Genomic DNA, 18638 nt, shown 5'->3' with positions numbered 1-18638 from the left:
CTTCGGTATTTCTAATCGATGTACTGCCATCAAAGTTTCATCTGCACTACTTGATTTATTAGGTTTATCGCTCAAGCTATCCCCTCCGGCATTCTATTTCAGTTTCTTCTTTCATTACACCAAATTACATTTTTAATTTTACCACCTTTAAATAGATTAAAAAAATGCGATATTTTCTACATGTTTTTTATCATTTAATATTAATAATCATTAAAAATGAATTCACTATAAACCATAGAGTGTTGAATTGACCTATTCCGTTTTTTCCTAGAGTAACAAGGCTTTGCTTTAACTCTTCAAAATGAATTTGACACTTTTCTTTTGTAGCTAATTCAAAAAAGACCTAAAAAATATAGGTCTCTAGATTTTAAATTTCTTTTGATAATCATTTAGCGTATCTTGTTCTATCCCAATGTATCTTAGTGTTTCTTTTTGATCTGTATGGTTGAGCATTTGTTGTAACACTGCTACATCTTTAAACTGCTTGTAGTGATGGTATCCATATGTTTTCCGGAGAGAATGCGTCCCAATACGTTCTAAACCAAACTCTCTTGCTGCTTGGTTTAATATGATGTAGGCCATGGATCGAGTGATTGGTTTATTCTTACCATTTCTACTCTTAATAAGAAATTCATTTTTCGGTCGCCCTTTCGCATACTCACGTATTGCCTTCTTTAATTCTGGAGGCATCTTCACTTCCTTTACCTTCTTTGTTTTCTTTTCACGAATAAAGATACTCCAACCCTCCACATCACGAATACGAAGACGTAATATATCCGATATGCGTAATCCTGTATTAATACCAAGAAGGAACAGAATGTAGTTTCTTTCATTCTTCCCCTTGAAAAACTCCTTCATTTCCTGGATTGCTTCCCTATCTCTAATGGGCTGAACAAGATTCATACATTCTTCACCTCCTCCTTACGTTTTGCTTTCTTCTTGTATACTTCCACTTTTAAATTAAACGCTAAACGTAGTAACGCTGAACCTTTTAACTTATAATACTTTGTTTTTCCTACGCCTAATTCAAGCCAAATATTTAAGTCGGATTCAATTTCTTCTTCCATATAACTTTTAAAAATAATATATCTTTCATCAGGTTTTAACGTATTCACAGCTTTATGCACCCAATCCATGTATTCTTTTCTTTGTTGCTCTAGTTCAATTCTTTCAATAGCAATATCTTCAGTAGAACTCTGGAATTGATTTGTAAATGTCGGAGGAACCTCTGAAAACATTGTCGTTACTTTCGGCATTAGATTACTTGGCAATGTATTCAAATACTCACGATAATACTCCAACACTTCTTCTACCGCTTTCTTTGTTTTCTTTGTATCAACAACTGGCATATTAAAAAATAACTGTTCTCTCATTTTGAGTTCCTCCTTAAATAATTTTACTTTTGTCTTAAAGCTCCGCGTCTACGTTCATAACGCGGGCCACGAATTCCCATTAAATCTTCAATCTCACGAGTACTTAATTTTTCTTTTCTTTTTTTCTGTTTTTTCTTCTTTCCTTGTTTGGATTGCTTTTTCCATTCACGTAATTGATCTCTTAGTGCCTTCATTTCCCCATCTCCCTTTTCAAAATAAAAAGGACACCTATTCCTAAAACAGCCTTAATTGCTGCTTTAATGAATTGGTGTCCTCTAGTTTTCTAGCCGGACTGTATTCTGTTTTCATTTACTTTAAAATACCAGCTTGTACAAAGATGTTTCTCCAAGCTTTATTAACTTGATACTTCTCCACTTCTTTTGTACGACGAGCAATTGCTTTTCTGATTTTTCTTTTCTTCAAAGCCTTCATTCTCCTAACCTCGCTTTCTATTCAAAGGATTATTTTGTTAAATAACCTGAATAAATTCTCATGTTAACAAACTTTTTCAGATGTTTTCATTTGATAACTAAATAAATATTATTAATTTCATATAAAAAAGCAAATGCTCATATTCATTGCATATAAAATGTTAAATTTATATATTTCCTTATAAAATTAAAATCAAGAAAGGGTGATAATATAATGCTTAAGTTTTTTCTAACTTTAACTGCCAAAAATAACCAAACAATAACATGGAAGAAATACTATTATGAAATTGTTAAATCTATGATCATTTATAAATGAATCGAGTATATTTTCATGAGATTAAATCTTATTTTGTTGTGCCGATTTACCCTCACCTTGAATAAAACTCAATATTCCGTCCATACTATAGAAAACCCATTTCGAAACACAGTCCATGATTGGAGCAGTTAGCTTTTGCTAGCTGCTCTTTTATCGTTTTGGGTGACCACACGCTTCTGTGTAATCCCAATATCCTTTACATTCAGTTGAATTAGGTGTCATTTTGAAATCTGCTAAGCTTTCTGATACGCATTCCTTTGAATTAGAGCGATTAGGAAAATACATATTCCAGTAACACTCTGTACAACTACAAATTAATTCCTGATCCCCCTGTACTTGAGCCACTTTTGTAAACAACGCTTCAAATTCATCCATCATATCCATTCCTCCTTGAATAAATCCCTAAACCTTGTCCATACTATAAATGCACTTGAGTTCTGAACTTCCTTCTTAACTCTTTTCTGGAGAGCAGTTAGCTTTTGCTAGCTGCTCTTTTAATTACACATTTTTGTCTTATCACTCATATAATATTGAGAACTAAAAAATCATCTCATGTATAAAAGGAAAGTATTCTTTTTCATTACTCCACTCTCTCTTTAAATAACACTGTTTGAATAAGGTTTTTAAAGAGGAAATACATTTAAAAATCTTGGTTACACTATAAACAGGCTCTTGAATAGCCAATTTTACTAATACCCACTCTATGTCTATTACCTTGGGCCGAGCAATTAGCAAAAGCTAACTGCTCTTTTATATTGAGGTAATAATAAAATTTAGGTCTTATTTCTTTTCTACATCATATAATTTAAAGCTAGCCTCAGCTCAGAGTGTTACCTCCTATCTTAAAGAGCACTTATGCATGGTGCTCTTTTTTAGTTTCCTTATTTCTATAAAATGAAATTTTTATACAAAAACACAACCAATTAAACAAACGTAACTTCATATGATATATTGCATCCTTTCTTTTTAGAGTGGATAGTCGTTACAGAAGGGCGCTTTCCGAAACGCTCTTTTTTAATATCCCCTGCACCAAATAATTGTTGAATCATATATTAATTTCAAGAACACTCACAAGTCATAGGTTTTCAATAAGTCTTGGGCAGAAGAGCACTTATATATGGTGCTCTTTTTGGTATGGAATGTGAAATAGAGGCTTGCTCTTAAAACCTTTCATGTGATTGTTATAGTTTTTTCCTTACACCCATATGTCTGCTCGCTCATAAGTTATTAAAGTATAAATATAAATTGGCTAGTTAGTTTATAATGGAGGTGTAAAAATGAGTAAATTTAAAAAGAAATGTCACATCCCATTTCCATGCGCCTTTCCGTTGCCTCAAATCGGGTCTACTGGATTAACCGGTGCTACTGGGCCTTCGGGACCTACTGGAGCTACCGGACCTTCAGGTGGACCTCCGGGACCTACCGGGCCTACCGGACCTACTGGAATTCAAGGTAACCTGGGACCTACTGGTCCTCAAGGTATTTCTGGACCTCAAGGGATTCCTGGGATTTCTGGATCTATTGGTCCAACTGGACCTACTGGAATTCAAGGTATCCAAGGCATCCAAGGCATTCCTGGCATTCAAGGTCCTATTGGACCGACTGGGATAACGGGGGGCACTGGAATTCAAGGGATTCAAGGCATTCAAGGCATTCCTGGCATTCAAGGGATTCAAGGCATTCCTGGCCCGACCGGCCCTCAAGGCATTCCTGGCATTCCTGGTTCTGTAGGTCCAACTGGACCTTCTGGAGCTGTTGGACCGACCGGCCCTTCAGGTGGACCACCAGGACCAACGGGCCCGACTGGTCCTTCAGGTGGACCACCAGGACCTATTGGACCTATCGGCCCGACTGGACCAACTGGGTCACCAGGACCAACCGGACTTCAAGGTATCCAAGGTATCCAAGGGATTCCTGGCCCCACTGGACCTCAAGGAAGTCAAGGGATTCAGGGGATTCAAGGTAATCCGGGACCTATTGGTCCTATTGGACCCACTGGAATAACTGGGGCGACTGGAATTCAGGGTATCCAAGGTATTCAAGGTAATCCAGGACCTATTGGACCTATCGGCCCGACTGGCCCAACTGGGCTTCAAGGTATCCAAGGCATCCAAGGCATTCCTGGGCCTACTGGATTACCAGGAACCGCTGGAGCTACCGGAGCTACTGGGCCTACCGGCCTTACAGTATCTGGATTATCTCAATACGCTTATATTTTCAATACAGCAGCTCAAGTTGTTGCCTTAGAAGCACCTATTCTTTTTAATTCGAATGGTTTAATGACACCTGGTATTACTCATACTCCTGGAACTTCTCAGATTATGGTTATTAATGCAGGAGATTATAAGATTTCTTTTTCTGTATCAGGAGTTGAACCTAATCAATTTACGCTCTTTTTAAATGGTGCTCCAGTTACCAACGCAGTTTATGGATCAGGTGCAGGAACTCAGCAAAACAACGGGCAAACAATCCTCTCTTTAGCCGCAGGTGATGTTCTTACCCTCCACAATCATACTTCAGCTGCTGCGGTCACTTTGCAAACTTTGGCAGGTGGAACACAAACAAATGTAAATGCTTCAATTGTAATTGAAAAGTTAGATTAATTTAATCACTTGTTTCTTGAAACTCTGACAGTAAATAACCTGGTGTAGATTCATTTTTTCAATGAGCAGTTAGCTTTTGCTAGCTGCTCTTTTGTATTAAGCTGAAAATAAATTTTAGGTCTTATTCCTTTTCTATATCATATACTTTTAACCTAAACATCCAGCTCAAAGTGTTACCTCCTATCTTAAAGAGCACTTATGCATGGTGCTCTTTTTTATTTTGTTTTCTTTCATTTCTGAATAACATTTTCAACCCTGTTCATACTATTTTTGTAACTTAAAGTTACAAACTATTTCTGTAAGCGCAGCGTTTCTTTTGTACAACAAGCAGTTAGTTTTATTAACTAGCTGCTTTGTTGTGTAAAATGAAGTTTTTATAAAAAGGTTTCTCAATACTCCAGTTATGGAAATAAATTACCTTTTATGGTAATGTATTGGTAATCCCATAAAGTTCTATTGTTCCATTAAAAGGACCCGGACCCCTAATCGGGTCCTTTTTAATGTTTTCTAATAAAATAGCGTTTTTGTTCAAAATAATGCTCTCATCCATTTGGACACATTTACCAGTATTTTTACCAAAAAATTCATGATATTGTTATTTAGTCGAGTACGTCATTACTTGACAATTACCCTTAGAAGCCCCGTGAATAAACGGGGTTTCTTTTATTAACATTCGAGTTTCAATATATATCTGTAAAAATAATCAGTTAAGTGTTAAAATTCCATAGATACTCTTTAGGGAGTTTTCATGTAATTAAACAAGAGTTTAAAAATTCTCGAATCTTAGCCCCTTGGAGCGCCCTTCAAGGGGCTAAACCATTTAAAATAACGATTTTGTTTTAATCTTCAACTGTTGAAATAGCAATAATATCTTCTGTATTTATTGCACAAGGAAGATACAAATTATTTTCTAACTCGAATAACATAATAAATTTATCTTCATTCAAATAATCCATAATTGAAGTAAAGCTTTCTTGGCTATACACCAATACCTTTTGATCTGTATCTTTAAGTATTAAATGTAATTTGCGGTACTTATCCAAATCCAGTGCCCTCCCTTTCGTTTTAAAATAAAGATTTTGTATTAAACCTGTATCAATTCTGCATTCTCATATATATTCCCAACAACTTCACACTCATAGCCAATCCAATCAAGGTCTTCTTCAATTGGACTATCCCCTAAATAATAAGAACAATTTTTATACGTTACTTTCCACTGATCGTAAACTGGTGATGTGCTCTCTTCACTTTCGTAATACTTAGGGCCTCTCAATATATCCCCTTCATAAATCTCCGTGCCATACTTATCTTTTAATCCTGTGTATTGCATTAATTCACATTCATCACCTAACGCTCTACCGATACCGCCTGATCCTTCTTCAGGTAACTCGTCTCGCCATGCCATAGGACGCCATTTATCCCATTTAGCAAAATTTTCACCTTGTGTTAATTCAATTTGGGTAGGAGTGAACATAAATTGTTTTTCTTTATCCCATGCACGAAACTTAATTTCTCTCATTCTCTTTCCCTCCAAAATAAGAATTTTGTTTAATTTTTATCATTTAAAAGAACTTGTAATTGTAAATCTCGGATAAGCATAAGCGAACCTTTAAATGCTTCCTTATGTCCTTTGTGATACATATAATCCGAATAGTTAGCTACACCTAACGCTCGTTCTTCAGCTTCCTTATGTTTTTTTGCTGCATCATCTAACTGAGTTTCTATAAAGGACAATTTATCTACTATATCCACGTTTAACCCTCTCCCAAATAACTATTTTGTTCTATTTCACTTCACGAATAATGACTAGCACTCTACCTTCCATGTTCTCACTGCAAGAGTACACGCAACCTGTTTCATTTAATACAGCTTCTAAACGTGGCAATACTTCTTGTACATCCTCTTCTTCAATGATTGCCTTCCCCTTACCAGTTAGTAACGCATCTAAATACTTTTTTAATTTATCCATGTTTGCTTACCTCCATTTTTTATAAAATAACGCTTTTATAACACTTCATCATGATTAATTTGTTTTGAACTAACTTTAGCTTCATGACCGTAATATCCGTTATGTTCGTTGTAAGCTACAAATTGGAGAGTCCCTTTAGATGTGACGATATCGACAAACATTACATCACCTTCAAAATACTCACCTTCTATATCCAAATCATGCTTTTCAAGAAGCCCCTCTTTTAATTCTGTATCAGTTATTTTTACATCAATAAGTTGTGCTCCTATAAAATCATTGAAGTCATCTTCTGACATAAAGTAACCAAAGTTTTCACAACAAGATTGTTCATCATCAATCAATAACTTGATTACTTGTTCGTTTGTTGTTATAGCATAACCACTCATGCTTGACCATCTTACTTTCTCTTGATGTTCTTCAATTTTTAAAATCTGTTCCATTTTCCATTCCTCCGATTCTTATAAAATTCAAATTTTATTAAAGTAACTGTGTTTTGCGTTCTTCCATACGAATTACTTTTCCACTTTGATATACAAAGGATTGTTCACCATAGCCACCTTGAGGCGGTTCTATTAGTCGCACCTGACCATTTTTAACAACATATATTCCGTTTGTTTTCAAATCTATTTCAGCTGTCATTTCCACAAGATTTTCTTTTCTAATTCCCACCAAGATCACTCCCATATGTTATAATTACTTTGTCGAAGTAAGTTGAGAGTGATCTCAGCTTTTTTTTATTTGTCTATAGATATTGCACAACGTTTTCCGGAACAAATGATTGTTCCAGTGATAGATGGAGCCGTATTGGAATCGGCTTTTTTTCATCCCTTGCTTGCTTACACATTTTTTCTGCCTCTTCCCACACAAATTCTTTATCGTCCACTCGCTTATAACGCCAAATCCCAATTGTATAATCCTCAAATAATTCGTAACGCTCATCAGGCGCTGTCGTTGGTTTTAATTCATCGATTGCTTTGACTTGACGTGGTATTTGCACAACCACATCTGCATACCGTAATCTTGAATTCAAACGGTGAATATGAGCTTTCTTAGGATCAAATGATAAAACTGGCTCCACGTCAAAAATTGTTAATTGCTTTGGCATTGTTTTCCCCCTCCAATACCTGCAAGCTTGCAATTAAAATTCCTTCAAGCTGCGTTAACGTTAGTTGATCTAATGTTTGTCCATTAATCTCAGCTAACCCTAATCCCAATAATTTACGAATGATTATTAGTTTTCTACGTTCTACTTCCTGACGTAACAACATGATTAGATTAAGCCTCCTGTTGATGATTGAACTTTCTCTCTAAATTTACAAACTTACTAAATTCTTTAATGAATGCTAGTTCAACAACACCAACTGGACCGTTCCTCTGTTTCGCTAAAATAATTTCCGTTATGTTTTTATTTTCTGTCTCGCGGTCATAGTAATCTTCACGGTATAAGAATGCTATTAAATCCGCATCTTGCTCAATTTGACCATTTTCACGTAAATCTGATAGCAACGGCCTCTTATCTTGCCTACTTTCTACCGCACGACTTAACTGTGATAATGCAACTACACATACATTTAATTCTCTTGCCATCAGTTTTAACTTACGACTAATCTCACCTATTTCTTGCATGCGGTTCCCTCTATGCTTTGGATCCCCTACAATAAGCTGCAAGTAATCAATTGCAATTAAAACCTTTTTATCCGGGTACTTACGCTTTAATTTCCTAGCCTTAGCGTAAATCTCTTGCATCGTTACATTTGCTTTATCATAAATTTCTAATGGCAAATCATTAATCAACCCCATCGCTTGACTAATCTTTTCCCAATCCTTTAAATTACATAGCTTCTTAGGATTCTTTAATTTCGTAGCATCTATATTTCCAGTACTTGAAATCATACGTTTAAGTAACTGCTCTTCTCCCATTTCTAGTGAAAAGATTCCTGTTGCTGTATGAGCACTTGCTGCATGAAAAGCAACGTTTAATACGAATGCTGTTTTTCCCATTGAAGGACGGGCACCTACAATAATTAAATCCCCTTCTTGCAACCCTGCTGTCATTCTGTTCAAGTCGTCATAACCAGTTGGAATACCGGTTAAATCTCCCACATTAATTTGCATTTTTTTATACAGATCAACAAGCGTATCTTTCAAGTTAAATTCATCTGAGTAACCTATTTCTTCAATGGCGCTTAATTCATCAATTGATGTACTAATAGCACTCATGTCCCTATCTTGCTGAAGACGATTATATAAATTACCAGCAACCTCTTGAGCATGTCGCATTTTCCAAGCTTCAATCACTAAACCTTCGTGATACGAGAAGTTCTTAGTTGTTGTTACAACTTCTGTCAGGTTTACAAAGAATTCGATCCCGCCAATTTGATGCATAAAGCTCTCATCGAATTTTCCGATGAGAGCAACAAGATCTATCGGAACTTCAGCATCTTCTAATTCTCTCATCGCCTTAAAAATCACTTGGTGTGTTGGTAAAGAGAACTGTTTTACCTTTAGCTGACAATCTTTAATTAAATCGCCTTCTTGGATTATGCTACCTAAAACACTTTGTTCAGCTTCAACATTGCGAATCATATCGTTACTCATTTGGCCAACCACGCATTCTGTTGATTAAGTACTGCAAGTTCTTCTTCTGTTGGAATGTTCTGCTCCCATGCTTGTTGCTGCTGTATTACGTTTTTAGTAGATTCCGATAATCCTTTTTGTTGATAAGGCGTTTGTGTCTGTTGTTGCGCTTTTGTTAATCGCTGAGCACGAAATGCTTTATCAGCTGCCTCAACATCAGTTACTGTTTTAAAGCCTTTAAGATGCCAATCTCTTAAAATCGTATTTACGTAAGACATATTTCTCGTATTCTTCTCTAAAGCAATCTCCATAGCCTTAATAACTAGTTCTACATTTAAATCATCTATCCAAGCATAAATACCATCTGCAATAAAAGGTGTAATGAATCCGAAGTTTTGCTCGTAAAAAGAAATTGGATTAACCTCAACAACTTCTTCCGCGCCTGCGCGTTCTTGTTGTTGTTGTTGTTCTTTTTCTTCTTCTTTTTCTTTTTCTTTTTCTTCTTCCTTGCTAGGGTCTTGGAAGCCCCTTATAAGCCCCTCCAAACGGACTGATAAATACTCCTTAATACGAGGAATTTTAAAATCTTGTTCTCGTTCTAATTGCAAACAAGTTTCATAAAAATCAACTAAAAAATCCTGGTCCTTCACAGATTGAATCTCTTTTAAAACACACTTTTCAATGTTTACATTTTTAATTGGATTGAATTTCAACCAGTTGATTAAGAACAGCTCTTTTGTTTTTTGGTTGTAATTAATTTTTCCGTACTCAGCAAAACGTTCTAATAGCTTGATAACAGTTTCGCGGTTATATCCCGTATCAGTTTCAATTATACGAAGTGGAAGCTCATAGATTCCTGATTGAGACGTCTTACCGTTTGTCATCAAATATAAGTAGAAATACTTCTCCTCCGGTGTAAGATCTAAAACAAATGAATCCTGCCAAAATGAAACGTGTACTGGTCTATAAACTGCCATATTATTCATCCTCCCGTTTACATATCGCAAATCCGTCCTCTACACGTAATAAGCGATAATTCTTGTATCCTATTTTGAGATATTGTTTTACTAAGTAAATTAGGTGTTGCTCTGATGTCGCTTGTTGAAACACTTTAGGATTCAGCAACACTCTATGTAACGATTTGTCAAAAAGCATGTAGCACACTCCGTTGTTATACGAATGTTAATTTGATATAATTAACCCTAAGATCTTTGCAAGACCATTTTTCTATCACTCTGCCAAGTGATAGAATTTTTTATTTTCTACGTGTTACTAACGAAGCGTTAACTCCTCTTGCTCTTAAATCTTTAATCACTACACGATAACTCATCGATGCCTCATGTTCCTCTTTTGTATCACGAAGCATTTTAAATTCCCTTATACATCGCTCCAGCTCTTCTTCCCAGTGATTTGATTCTTCAGTTGATTCTGCATTAAACATGTTATGAATACATTCATCCATACAGTGATGAAGTTTATTCGCAAATGAAAAATCCCCAGGAAGAACTAGATCATGAAGACGATTGTTTTTATCGTTCATGAATTACCTCTCCTTTCTAATTAAATTGATGCTGTACGCATCGTTACAACCAGAAAGATTCATTGTAGGGATATGGGGAGGAACAATCCCTTTCTGGTCATAACGACAAGCACAGTGGCTTGTCTCTTTTTATAAACACATTAAAAAATCATGGTATAATCTTCCTTTAAGGGAGGTGTAATATATGAAAATGATTAAGCTATCCGAAATCCTATTAAAATACATGACGACTGAGTATAAAAAACACGAAACTGATATGTTTTCTTTCGAAAGATTCCAGGAACTATGTCCTGATGAAACTGACAAATCAATTTCAAAAGCTTTATTTCATTTACAAGATGAAGGTTTTGTATCTATATATGAAGCAGACAGTATTGCTTATATGACTACTTTACTTTCAGCAGGAATTGCATATTGTGAAGAAAATACTCTTCTAAAAAAAGGATACAAAGCTGCTAAAGAGATAAAATCTTGGATGCCCTAATCAATAACTATCCAGTCATCAGCAATTAGATCATCTGCTCGGGGACTCCATGCCCTGCGTGGTTCAACTTCACCAGGATTTAAAGAATACGTTTTGCATAAATCATACGTATTTGTTGGTTTAAGTTTGACCTTAAAGGTGTTTATAAAATGCACTCGCGAAATATATCTATTTTGCTTTATTGCCAATTTAGTAGCTTCTTGGATATTCATAATTTCCCATCTCCTTTCTATTTAAATTAATGCTGTACGCATCGTTACAACCAGAAAGGAACATTGTAGAGGTATGGGAGGAACAATCCCTTTCTGGTCATAACGACAAGCACAGTTGCTTGTCCAAATGATTCATAAAATGTTATAATTGCTTTACATTATCTTTTTTAGAGCTACTGTTTCCTAGGCGGTAGCTTTTTTATTTGCCCATTTATGTTTCAAAATGAATGACGCTTCGATAATCTTGATTCGAATCCCCAGCAATTTCTTCTCTTGCTTTAATTCAACTGTTTTTGAATCCTCATTAAGTAATTCTGCTATTTTAATTTCACCAGTTAATTTTGCATCATATCGAATTAATTCCTTATATTCTCTTAGACTCGGTTTCTTATAATCTACTGTCATTTCCCTTCCCCCTTTACAGCACCTTTGTTAAAGTCAGTAAGCTATCCACTGATTGGATAATAACGTTTTCTGCCATAGCCTTTTGCAACCAACTTCTTTGTATTTGTTCCATAATGCCAAAATGAACTTGCTCAAGAGCTTGTACTACACATTGAGTAGCTTGGATTGTATCGAAGATTTCTTTTGCATGAACTGCATATTCATGTTTCTTTTTTTCATCGTGCTTCCATGACCTTGTTGTAACTTGTAGATTCATAATTTCTTTCGCTGCCGCAATCCCCTCTTCAGCTTGTTTAATGTAGTTCATCAATTGTAGATTTACATCCTGAGTTAAGCGTGGATCTGTAGGCGGCAACCCAACACCATAAATATGTTTGATCGCTTGTTGATTCAACTTTGCCCCTGTTGCATGGCACCAATCCATCGCAAGTTCAAATTCTGGTTTAGAAAGTCCAGATTCAATACGGGTTAATCTTTCATGTGTAATACCCAGGTACTTAGATAACCCTTTCTTTGTTTTCAGCTGAACATTGTCACAACATTCTCTAGCATTCTGTAATAATTCTCCTATTGCTGAATTGCAGTATATGCTTGTTCCCATATCTGTTCGCCTCCATATTTAGTTTTCAAATGATTACAATGAACTTAGTACATATGTAACTTGTCTACTTTTCGTATAAAAAGAGAGGAATTATTCCTCAACGTTTTCTTTTACTTGTATTTCTTTGATGATGGCCCAACCAGCCTTGTAATATGCTTGACGGATTTTATCAATATCCTTTTGTGATTTTGGCTCAGGAGCCACAACATGGACTTTCGTTTTTCCAAATTCATAAGTCGCCGCATATTCTTCTTGTTGGCTCATGGTGTCACCTCTTGAAGTGCTTTTTATATGTTTATGCGACGGTTCTGTTGGTACTGCCATGTTAGTTGATGGCATTTTCTCACCTACTTTTACACAAGTTTCATCATAAATTCCACTTTACGTGTAATATTTATTCAAAAAAAATTGATGGATGTTCATTTAGTGCTTTTGCAACACACTTTAATTCTTGTGCTTTAAACGAACGTTTCCCTGCTTCTTTCATGTTATAAGCTGATACAGAAATACTAAGTTCTTTTGCTATAAATACTTGTGAAATACCCTTAGAAATTCTTAATTCCCGTATTTTTTGATTAATCTCCATTTAACACCACCTCATTCCACTTTACGTGAATCTTATGTATCAATAATAATTCCACGTAAAGTGAAAGTCAATGGGATTTTTAACTTTTAGTGAATAAAGTTTCACATAACGTGAAATATTGTTAAAATAATTAACGAAAAGACAAATGGAAGAATGGAAGGATAAACTATGACTTTAGGCTATAGATTAAAAAAAGAAAGAGAACGACGCAAATGGTCTCAAAAGTTTGTCGCCGAAAAAATCGGTATTACAAATACTGTCCTTTCAAATTATGAACGCGACTATCGTGATCCTGATACAACAACATTAGGAAAATTAGCTGATTTATATGAAATATCTACAGACGAATTATTGGGTAGGTCTAACAAACTTTCTAAAAAAGAAGAACGCGATATTGCACGTGATTTAGAAAAAACATTAGAAGAATTAGAAAATAGCGAAGATGCTTTAATGTTTGACGGAGAACCAATAGACGAACACACAAAAGAAATGATTCGTATTTCTCTAGAAAACTCTATGCGCATGGCAAAACAATTAGCAAAACAAAAATTCACTCCAAACAAGTATAAAAAAGATTGAACGGAGCGAGAAATGAAAATTAAAGACTACGTAATGAAAATCGTAAAAAAACACGGTACAACAAACCCTTTTGAAATTGCTAAACGAAAAAATATTATAGTGTTGTTTGAAGACCTTGGGAATACTCTTGGTTTTTACAACACTTATAAACGCTTTAAATTCATTCATATCAATAATAAAATTAACGAAACTACTCAACGATTTGTTTGTGCACATGAATTAGGTCATGCTGTACTTCATCCGAAAGCAAATACCCCCTTCTTGCGTAACCAAACCTTCTTTTCAGTGGATCGCTTAGAAATCGAAGCAAATACATTTGCTGTGGAATTGTTACTTACCGATGAAATGGTTTCTGCTTATGAGGATACTGTTTTTTCTATCCAAGAGGTCGCGGAGATTCATGGGGTGCCAAAAGGTTTTTCTTGTTTAAAAAAACTACAATAACTAGAAACAAGAAGGGACTGATAACTTCCGATGCACATTGATGATAATTTTGCAAAAATCGCTACTGCCTTAGTTACGGCGACAGTAGCCTTACTTAGTGGTATACCTTTTATCATTCAAAAATTTGTTCAGCTATATACAACAAGCCAGTTAGACATGCTATTCAATAGTAAAGAGCAAAAAAACAGATTAAAAATTACAGAGCTTATTAGTGTATTGTGTATATTCATACTACTCATTTACCTTGTTCCAGGATTATTGATTAATGCTGCATTCTCTGACTATATACATAAACACGGTTTTATTTTCAGTATAATTGCTCTAATAGCAATTTCAATATCAGCATTTGCAACTGCAAAGTTATTTAAAATCACTGAACATGGAGATAAATCCAACGAAATAAAGAAAGAAATTCGTAAACAAGCACTATATTTTCTTTTATCAAGTATATTTTGGTATTACACACTTCTAACCATAGCAATAGATAGGGCTATTTGGTACGAAATCATTGGATTAGGACTTGCATTCCCTATATTTATCAGCGGACTTTTCATTTATCATCTCATTAGAGTGCAAGAATTAGATAATAAAAAGTACTCAATTCGTATCTTAACTCAAGATGAAATTATAAAACTAAATTTGATTCATAATTATGTAATTGATGAAAAGAAAACCCTTTGTACATTAGCGAATACTCCTGAAGATAAACTTTTTTATATCTGTGACTTTTCTTCTAAAGTTTACTTAGAATATAAAGAATTAGGATTTAAAGTAAAGAAGGTTAGACAAACAACATCTACTAGTACGAAACTAGAAATTACAGAAGCTGATCATGATTCTAATCCTATCAAAGATAATTCTGATACAAATATATCTATCAATGTACATATAAATCCAAAATAATTTACTAAAGCTCTTATACAGGGCTTTTTCTTTTCTTTACTTCTTCTATCTATCTGCTTTTCGTATACTAACTAATAACAAGGAGGTCTATCTATGAAAACCGCAATCTACCTAAGAAAATCCCGTGCCGATCTCGAAGCTGAAGCGCGCGGCGAAGGAGAAACATTAGCTAAGCACCGCACTACCCTGCTGAAAATAGCGAAGGAAATGAACTTAAATGTTTTAGCTGTCCGTGAGGAAATTGTTTCTGGTGAGAGCTTAGTGAAACGTCCTGAGATGTTAGCGCTGCTTGAGGAAATTGAAGATAATAAATATGATGTTGTTCTTTGTATGGATATGGACCGTTTAGGTCGTGGCGGTATGAAAGAGCAAGGAATCATTTTAGAGACGTTTAAACGCTCGAATACGAAGATTATGACACCTAGGAAGACTTATGACCTTAATGATGAGTGGGATGAAGAATATAGCGAATTTGAAGCGTTTATGGCTCGTAAGGAGTTAAAGATTATTACGCGTCGTATGCAACGCGGCCGTATAGCAAGCGTGGAGGCTGGTAATTATCTCGGTACCCATGCGCCTTATGGTTATGATATCCACCGTTTAAATAAGCGTGAGCGTACGTTAACGATTAATTCAGAAGAGGCTTCTGTCGTAAGAATGATATTTGATTGGTATGCAAATGAGGATATGGGCGCTAACGCAATCCGAAGCAAGTTAAATGATCTTGGTTACAAAAGTAAGTTAGGGAATGAATGGAACCCCTACAGCATCTTGGATATATTAAAAAACAATGTGTACATCGGAAAAGTGACTTGGCAAAAGAGAAAAGAAGTAAAACAGCCTGATGCCGTAAAAAGAAGTTGTGCTCGTCAAGATAAATCAGATTGGATTATTGCTGATGGCAAACATGAGCCAATCATACCGGAAAGTTTATTTGAACAAGTACAAGAAAAATTAAACTCAAGATATCACGTTCCTTACAATACGAATGGAATTAAAAATCCTCTAGCTGGCATTATTAAATGTAGTAAATGTGGTTATAGCATGGTCCAACGTTATCCGAAGAATCGAAAAGAAACGATGGATTGTAAACACCGTGGCTGTGAAAACAAATCAAGTTATACTGAATTAATTGAGAAGCGTTTACTCGAGGCATTAAAAGAATGGTACATCAATTATAAAGCTGATTTTGAAAAACATAAGCAAGATAACAAATTAAAAGAAACACAAGTTATTCAAATGAATGAAGTTGCATTACGCAAGCTTGATAAAGAATTAGTAGATGTCCAAAAACAAAAAAATAATTTACATGATTTATTGGAGCGTGGTGTTTACACAGTCGATATGTTTTTAGAACGTTCGAATGTAATTTCTAATCGCATTACTGAAATTACTTCCACGATGGAAAACCTAAAGAAAGAAATTAAAACAGAAATTAAGAAAGAAAAAGTTAAGAAAGATACAATACCTCAAGTAGAGCATGTTCTTGATCTGTACTTTAAAACAGATGATCCCAAAAAGAAAAACAGCCTCCTAAAGTCAGTTTTAGAAAAGGCTGTTTATAAAAAGGAAAAGTGGCAAAGACTCGATGATTTCGAACTTGTGCTTTACCCTAAGCTCCCTCAAGATGGCGACATATAAGCGTTTATGCTTTGTTGTCACCTTGTTGGTGTAATTAGATTTACTCCATTAAGCCCTAGAGCATCATTCGTCGAAACAGCCAATACGACAGGCTTGCCATTTCTTAGCGTCGCCTTCGCTGCCATTAATACTGGAGAGTCTGTCATTGCATTTGCAAATTTACTCATTGAATTTCCTGTTAGTGGTGCAATTACCATACAATCTAGTGGAATTTTAGGTCCTAGTGGTTCTGCACCAACGATTGAATTAATCGCTTTAAAGCCTGTTACTTCTTCAATCTTTTTAATCCACTCTGCTCCTTCGCCAAATCTCGTATTCGTTGATTGAACAGTATAAGAAACAACGGGACGTACTTCTGCTCCCTCAGCAATCAATTTTTCTAAATGAGGCATTACTTCTTCGTACGTACAATGTGAACCAGTAAAACCAAACCCTATTCTCTTCCCTTTTAAATTCATTCTCCATTCTCCTTTCTTGCGATTACATCTTCTGCTAATAACTGAGAAAGAACGTTCGCTAAAATTTGTCCTGCTGTTTTTGGAGCAACAATACCTGGTAATCCAGGTGCTAACAGCGCTTTGACTCCTCTTTTTTCCGCATATCTAAAGTCGGTACCGCCTGGTTTAGAAGCTAAATCAATTACTAACGTATGGGCCGGCATTTTTGAAATGACATTCGCTGTCACAACGAGATGCGGAATTGTATTAATGACAATATCGATATTCCCTACTTCTTTCTCAATGTTCTGCATATGAAAAGGAGAAAACATCATCTCTGTAATACGTGCAATATGTTCCGATCGTCTTGCTCCAACTTTGACATGGGCTCCTAATGATTGAAATGCTCTGGCAACGCTCATCCCTGTTCTACCAAATCCTAAAACCATTACATTAGAACCATGAATCGTATAGTCGGTATGTTGAATTACCATCATTAATGTACCTTCTACAGTTGGTATAGAATTGTAGATTGCCACATCATCACGATCAAATAATTTAATTAATTTACGGTTTGTAGTAGATACGAGATTTTCCAAGTAAGGCGTACCAATACCTGAATATATAGTAAAATGTTCTGGTGTATTTTCAATTTGTTCTTTCGTTATAGAAACTTTTTCGTTTGAAAAAATAGTATCTACTTCTCCCTTGGCATTTGTACCTGCAACTGGCAAAATAATTGCATCTACAGAAGTGAAATCTAAATTTTGTATACTTTCTTTTGCCGCCCCTGTGAAGCCATGATCTAACTGATCAAACCCTATCAATGAAAGTTTCGCATCCAATTCAACTAGCTTGCGAATTACTTCTAGCTGTCTTGCATCTCCTCCTATGACAGCAATATGCATCTCAGTCAACATTCCCTAATTCACCTTCTTTTTCTGTCATTTATAAGAAAAGTGCCTACTTTTTCTTTTTCCTCCACATCATATGTAATGTACGAGTTTTAGGTGATTGAAAAACAAAAAGCACACATGATTGATTTCGCTCTTTGTATGCAAAAAAACCTCCCCTCAAAATTCCGCATATGAGAGGACATTATGTAGGAAATTGATTGCCCGTAGAAGCTCGATTCATGTGAGCTAATACTCTGCGGGGAATGCACAAAAAAAGATGACCAAAATGGCCATCTTTCACTTCAAATTTGGACGATCTGTAATATCACAAAGGATCATATCATGCCCTACTTTTTTAATTTGGCTCCACGTAACTCTTACTTCTTGTGGTTCCTTTTTAAAACCTCCCCATTTCCCAGCTGGTATGATAAGAGCCTGTATTTGGCCATCCTTCTCATCAATCTCTAAATCCACATATCCTAAAACACCCATTTTTTCGGCTCTTTCTAAATTTACGATCTCTTTACCGCTTAATTCACTTAATCGCATATGCTCTCCCCCTATCGAAATTATGAATGTAAGTTATCCATAATTAGTACCTATTCTGTATATCCAAAAAAAATAACCGTATCTCTTTTAAA

Annotated in this window: 30 protein-coding genes and 1 pseudogene; 6 read left to right on the top strand and 25 right to left on the bottom strand. The window is 35.4% G+C overall.

Translation table 11 applies throughout. From position 1 onward, the window contains the following. Window positions 1-360 precede the first annotated feature (360 nt). The 6 genes from COL05_RS04775 to COL05_RS31730 form a co-directional block, all read right to left on the bottom strand. On the bottom strand, window positions 361-903 hold the full coding sequence (locus COL05_RS04775; protein WP_098667767.1) for a tyrosine-type recombinase/integrase: 543 nt from the start codon (window positions 901-903) through the stop codon (window positions 361-363). Continuing rightward, a complete protein-coding gene (locus COL05_RS04770; RefSeq protein WP_098667766.1) occupies window positions 900-1373 on the bottom strand; it encodes an ArpU family phage packaging/lysis transcriptional regulator in 474 nt (157 codons plus the stop codon). The genes COL05_RS04775 and COL05_RS04770 overlap by 4 nt, the downstream gene beginning before the upstream one ends. A 23-nt stretch (window positions 1374-1396) precedes the next feature. Then, window positions 1397-1567: a hypothetical protein gene (locus COL05_RS31180; protein ID WP_098667765.1), complete on the bottom strand. Its 171-nt coding sequence runs from the start codon at window positions 1565-1567 to the stop codon at window positions 1397-1399. 115 nt (window positions 1568-1682) lie between these two features. Next, a complete protein-coding gene (locus tag COL05_RS04760) occupies window positions 1683-1805 on the bottom strand; it encodes a DUF3983 domain-containing protein (RefSeq protein WP_000645586.1) in 123 nt (40 codons plus the stop codon). Between the two features lie 465 nt (window positions 1806-2270). Next, window positions 2271-2498: a hypothetical protein gene (locus COL05_RS04755; RefSeq protein WP_098667764.1), complete on the bottom strand. Its 228-nt coding sequence runs from the start codon at window positions 2496-2498 to the stop codon at window positions 2271-2273. A 545-nt stretch (window positions 2499-3043) separates the two neighbouring features. Continuing rightward, window positions 3044-3169: a hypothetical protein gene (locus COL05_RS31730; RefSeq protein WP_257152535.1), complete on the bottom strand. Its 126-nt coding sequence runs from the start codon at window positions 3167-3169 to the stop codon at window positions 3044-3046. Between the two features lie 228 nt (window positions 3170-3397). Here COL05_RS31730 and COL05_RS04750 point away from each other — a divergent pair, with 228 nt between their 5' ends. Further along, entirely contained in the window at window positions 3398-4723 is a 1326-nt protein-coding gene (locus COL05_RS04750; RefSeq protein WP_098667763.1) for a BclA C-terminal domain-containing protein, read from the top strand. Window positions 4724-5562: 839 nt separating this feature from the next. Here the strand turns inward: COL05_RS04750 and COL05_RS04745 are convergent. The 11 genes from COL05_RS04745 to COL05_RS04695 form a co-directional block, all read right to left on the bottom strand. Continuing rightward, window positions 5563-5766, bottom strand: a complete 204-nt coding sequence (locus COL05_RS04745) for a hypothetical protein (RefSeq protein ID WP_180233424.1) — start codon at window positions 5764-5766, stop codon at window positions 5563-5565. Window positions 5767-5807: 41 nt separating this feature from the next. Then, on the bottom strand, window positions 5808-6242 hold the full coding sequence (locus COL05_RS04740) for a YopX family protein (protein ID WP_098667761.1): 435 nt from the start codon (window positions 6240-6242) through the stop codon (window positions 5808-5810). Between the two features lie 29 nt (window positions 6243-6271). Further along, window positions 6272-6475 carry a hypothetical protein gene (locus COL05_RS04735; protein ID WP_098667760.1) on the bottom strand — a complete coding sequence of 68 codons (204 nt, stop codon included), beginning with the start codon at window positions 6473-6475 and terminating at the stop codon, window positions 6272-6274. A gap of 31 nt (window positions 6476-6506) precedes the next feature. Further along, complete coding sequence (locus COL05_RS04730) at window positions 6507-6692, bottom strand: calcium ABC transporter ATPase (protein ID WP_098667759.1); 186 nt, start codon at window positions 6690-6692, stop codon at window positions 6507-6509. A gap of 35 nt (window positions 6693-6727) precedes the next feature. Next, window positions 6728-7132: a DUF7448 domain-containing protein gene (locus COL05_RS04725; RefSeq protein ID WP_098667758.1), complete on the bottom strand. Its 405-nt coding sequence runs from the start codon at window positions 7130-7132 to the stop codon at window positions 6728-6730. 37 nt (window positions 7133-7169) lie between these two features. Further along, entirely contained in the window at window positions 7170-7361 is a 192-nt protein-coding gene (locus COL05_RS04720; protein ID WP_098667757.1) for a DUF3954 domain-containing protein, read from the bottom strand. A 73-nt stretch (window positions 7362-7434) separates the two neighbouring features. Beyond that, window positions 7435-7797 (bottom strand): cell division protein SepF, encoded by a 363-nt coding sequence (locus COL05_RS04715; RefSeq protein ID WP_098667756.1) that lies wholly within the window; start codon window positions 7795-7797, stop codon window positions 7435-7437. After that, the gene (locus COL05_RS04710; protein ID WP_098608404.1) at window positions 7772-7960 is read right to left on the bottom strand and encodes a hypothetical protein; all 189 of its coding nucleotides are present in this window, start codon (window positions 7958-7960) and stop codon (window positions 7772-7774) included. The genes COL05_RS04715 and COL05_RS04710 overlap by 26 nt, the downstream gene beginning before the upstream one ends. A 7-nt stretch (window positions 7961-7967) precedes the next feature. Next, entirely contained in the window at window positions 7968-9290 is a 1323-nt protein-coding gene (gene dnaB / locus COL05_RS04705; RefSeq protein WP_098667755.1) for a replicative DNA helicase, read from the bottom strand. Continuing rightward, the gene (locus tag COL05_RS04700; protein ID WP_098667754.1) at window positions 9287-10246 is read right to left on the bottom strand and encodes a DnaD domain-containing protein; all 960 of its coding nucleotides are present in this window, start codon (window positions 10244-10246) and stop codon (window positions 9287-9289) included. The genes dnaB and COL05_RS04700 overlap by 4 nt, the downstream gene beginning before the upstream one ends. Before the next feature lie 278 nt (window positions 10247-10524). Continuing rightward, window positions 10525-10809, bottom strand: coding sequence for a hypothetical protein (locus COL05_RS04695; protein ID WP_098667753.1), 285 nt, complete (start codon window positions 10807-10809; stop codon window positions 10525-10527). Between the two features lie 184 nt (window positions 10810-10993). On the opposite strand from COL05_RS04695, the gene COL05_RS04690 reads away from it, so the two are divergent. Continuing rightward, window positions 10994-11293: a lactate permease gene (locus tag COL05_RS04690; protein ID WP_098639847.1), complete on the top strand. Its 300-nt coding sequence runs from the start codon at window positions 10994-10996 to the stop codon at window positions 11291-11293. On the opposite strand, the gene COL05_RS04685 is transcribed toward COL05_RS04690, so the two are convergent. The 5 genes from COL05_RS04685 to COL05_RS04665 all read right to left on the bottom strand — a co-directional run bounded on the left by COL05_RS04685 (window position 11290) and on the right by COL05_RS04665 (window position 13097). Then, entirely contained in the window at window positions 11290-11505 is a 216-nt protein-coding gene (locus tag COL05_RS04685; protein ID WP_098639848.1) for a Thoeris anti-defense Tad2 family protein, read from the bottom strand. The genes COL05_RS04690 and COL05_RS04685 overlap by 4 nt on opposite strands. Window positions 11506-11688: 183 nt before the next feature. After that, window positions 11689-11910 carry a hypothetical protein gene (locus COL05_RS04680; protein ID WP_000215316.1) on the bottom strand — a complete coding sequence of 74 codons (222 nt, stop codon included), beginning with the start codon at window positions 11908-11910 and terminating at the stop codon, window positions 11689-11691. A gap of 13 nt (window positions 11911-11923) precedes the next feature. Then, window positions 11924-12511 carry a sporulation sigma factor-processing peptidase gene (locus COL05_RS04675; protein WP_098667752.1) on the bottom strand — a complete coding sequence of 196 codons (588 nt, stop codon included), beginning with the start codon at window positions 12509-12511 and terminating at the stop codon, window positions 11924-11926. 90 nt (window positions 12512-12601) lie between these two features. Next, the gene (locus COL05_RS04670) at window positions 12602-12850 is read right to left on the bottom strand and encodes a hypothetical protein (protein WP_002082295.1); all 249 of its coding nucleotides are present in this window, start codon (window positions 12848-12850) and stop codon (window positions 12602-12604) included. 55 nt (window positions 12851-12905) lie between these two features. After that, on the bottom strand, window positions 12906-13097 hold the full coding sequence (locus COL05_RS04665) for a helix-turn-helix domain-containing protein (RefSeq protein ID WP_098667751.1): 192 nt from the start codon (window positions 13095-13097) through the stop codon (window positions 12906-12908). Between the two features lie 168 nt (window positions 13098-13265). Here COL05_RS04665 and COL05_RS04660 point away from each other — a divergent pair, with 168 nt between their 5' ends. From COL05_RS04660 to COL05_RS04645, 4 genes are all read left to right on the top strand, one after another. Continuing rightward, entirely contained in the window at window positions 13266-13676 is a 411-nt protein-coding gene (locus COL05_RS04660; protein ID WP_000172329.1) for a helix-turn-helix domain-containing protein, read from the top strand. A 12-nt stretch (window positions 13677-13688) separates the two neighbouring features. Next, window positions 13689-14120 carry an ImmA/IrrE family metallo-endopeptidase gene (locus tag COL05_RS04655; protein ID WP_098667750.1) on the top strand — a complete coding sequence of 144 codons (432 nt, stop codon included), beginning with the start codon at window positions 13689-13691 and terminating at the stop codon, window positions 14118-14120. A 30-nt stretch (window positions 14121-14150) separates the two neighbouring features. Further along, window positions 14151-15023: a hypothetical protein gene (locus COL05_RS04650; protein WP_098667749.1), complete on the top strand. Its 873-nt coding sequence runs from the start codon at window positions 14151-14153 to the stop codon at window positions 15021-15023. A gap of 93 nt (window positions 15024-15116) precedes the next feature. Continuing rightward, window positions 15117-16664 carry a recombinase family protein gene (locus COL05_RS04645; protein ID WP_098667748.1) on the top strand — a complete coding sequence of 516 codons (1548 nt, stop codon included), beginning with the start codon at window positions 15117-15119 and terminating at the stop codon, window positions 16662-16664. A gap of 32 nt (window positions 16665-16696) precedes the next feature. Here COL05_RS04645 and dpaB read toward each other — a convergent pair. From dpaB to COL05_RS04630, 3 genes and pseudogenes are all read right to left on the bottom strand, one after another. After that, a pseudogene (dpaB, locus tag COL05_RS04640) lies at window positions 16697-17122 on the bottom strand (dipicolinate synthase subunit B); the annotation flags it as partial. After that, window positions 17119-18021 (bottom strand): dipicolinic acid synthetase subunit A, encoded by a 903-nt coding sequence (gene dpaA / locus COL05_RS04635; protein WP_087996537.1) that lies wholly within the window; start codon window positions 18019-18021, stop codon window positions 17119-17121. The pseudogene dpaB and the gene dpaA, both read right to left, overlap by 4 nt. A 273-nt stretch (window positions 18022-18294) precedes the next feature. After that, window positions 18295-18546: a YlmC/YmxH family sporulation protein gene (locus tag COL05_RS04630; protein WP_098667747.1), complete on the bottom strand. Its 252-nt coding sequence runs from the start codon at window positions 18544-18546 to the stop codon at window positions 18295-18297. Window positions 18547-18638: the final 92 nt, after the last annotated feature.

Origin of the sequence: Bacillus sp. AFS059628, assembly GCF_002571225.1 — a bacterium.
Taxonomy (GTDB): Bacteria; Bacillota; Bacilli; order Bacillales; family Bacillaceae_G; genus Bacillus_A.
This window is presented reverse-complemented; position numbering and strand designations above follow the sequence as displayed.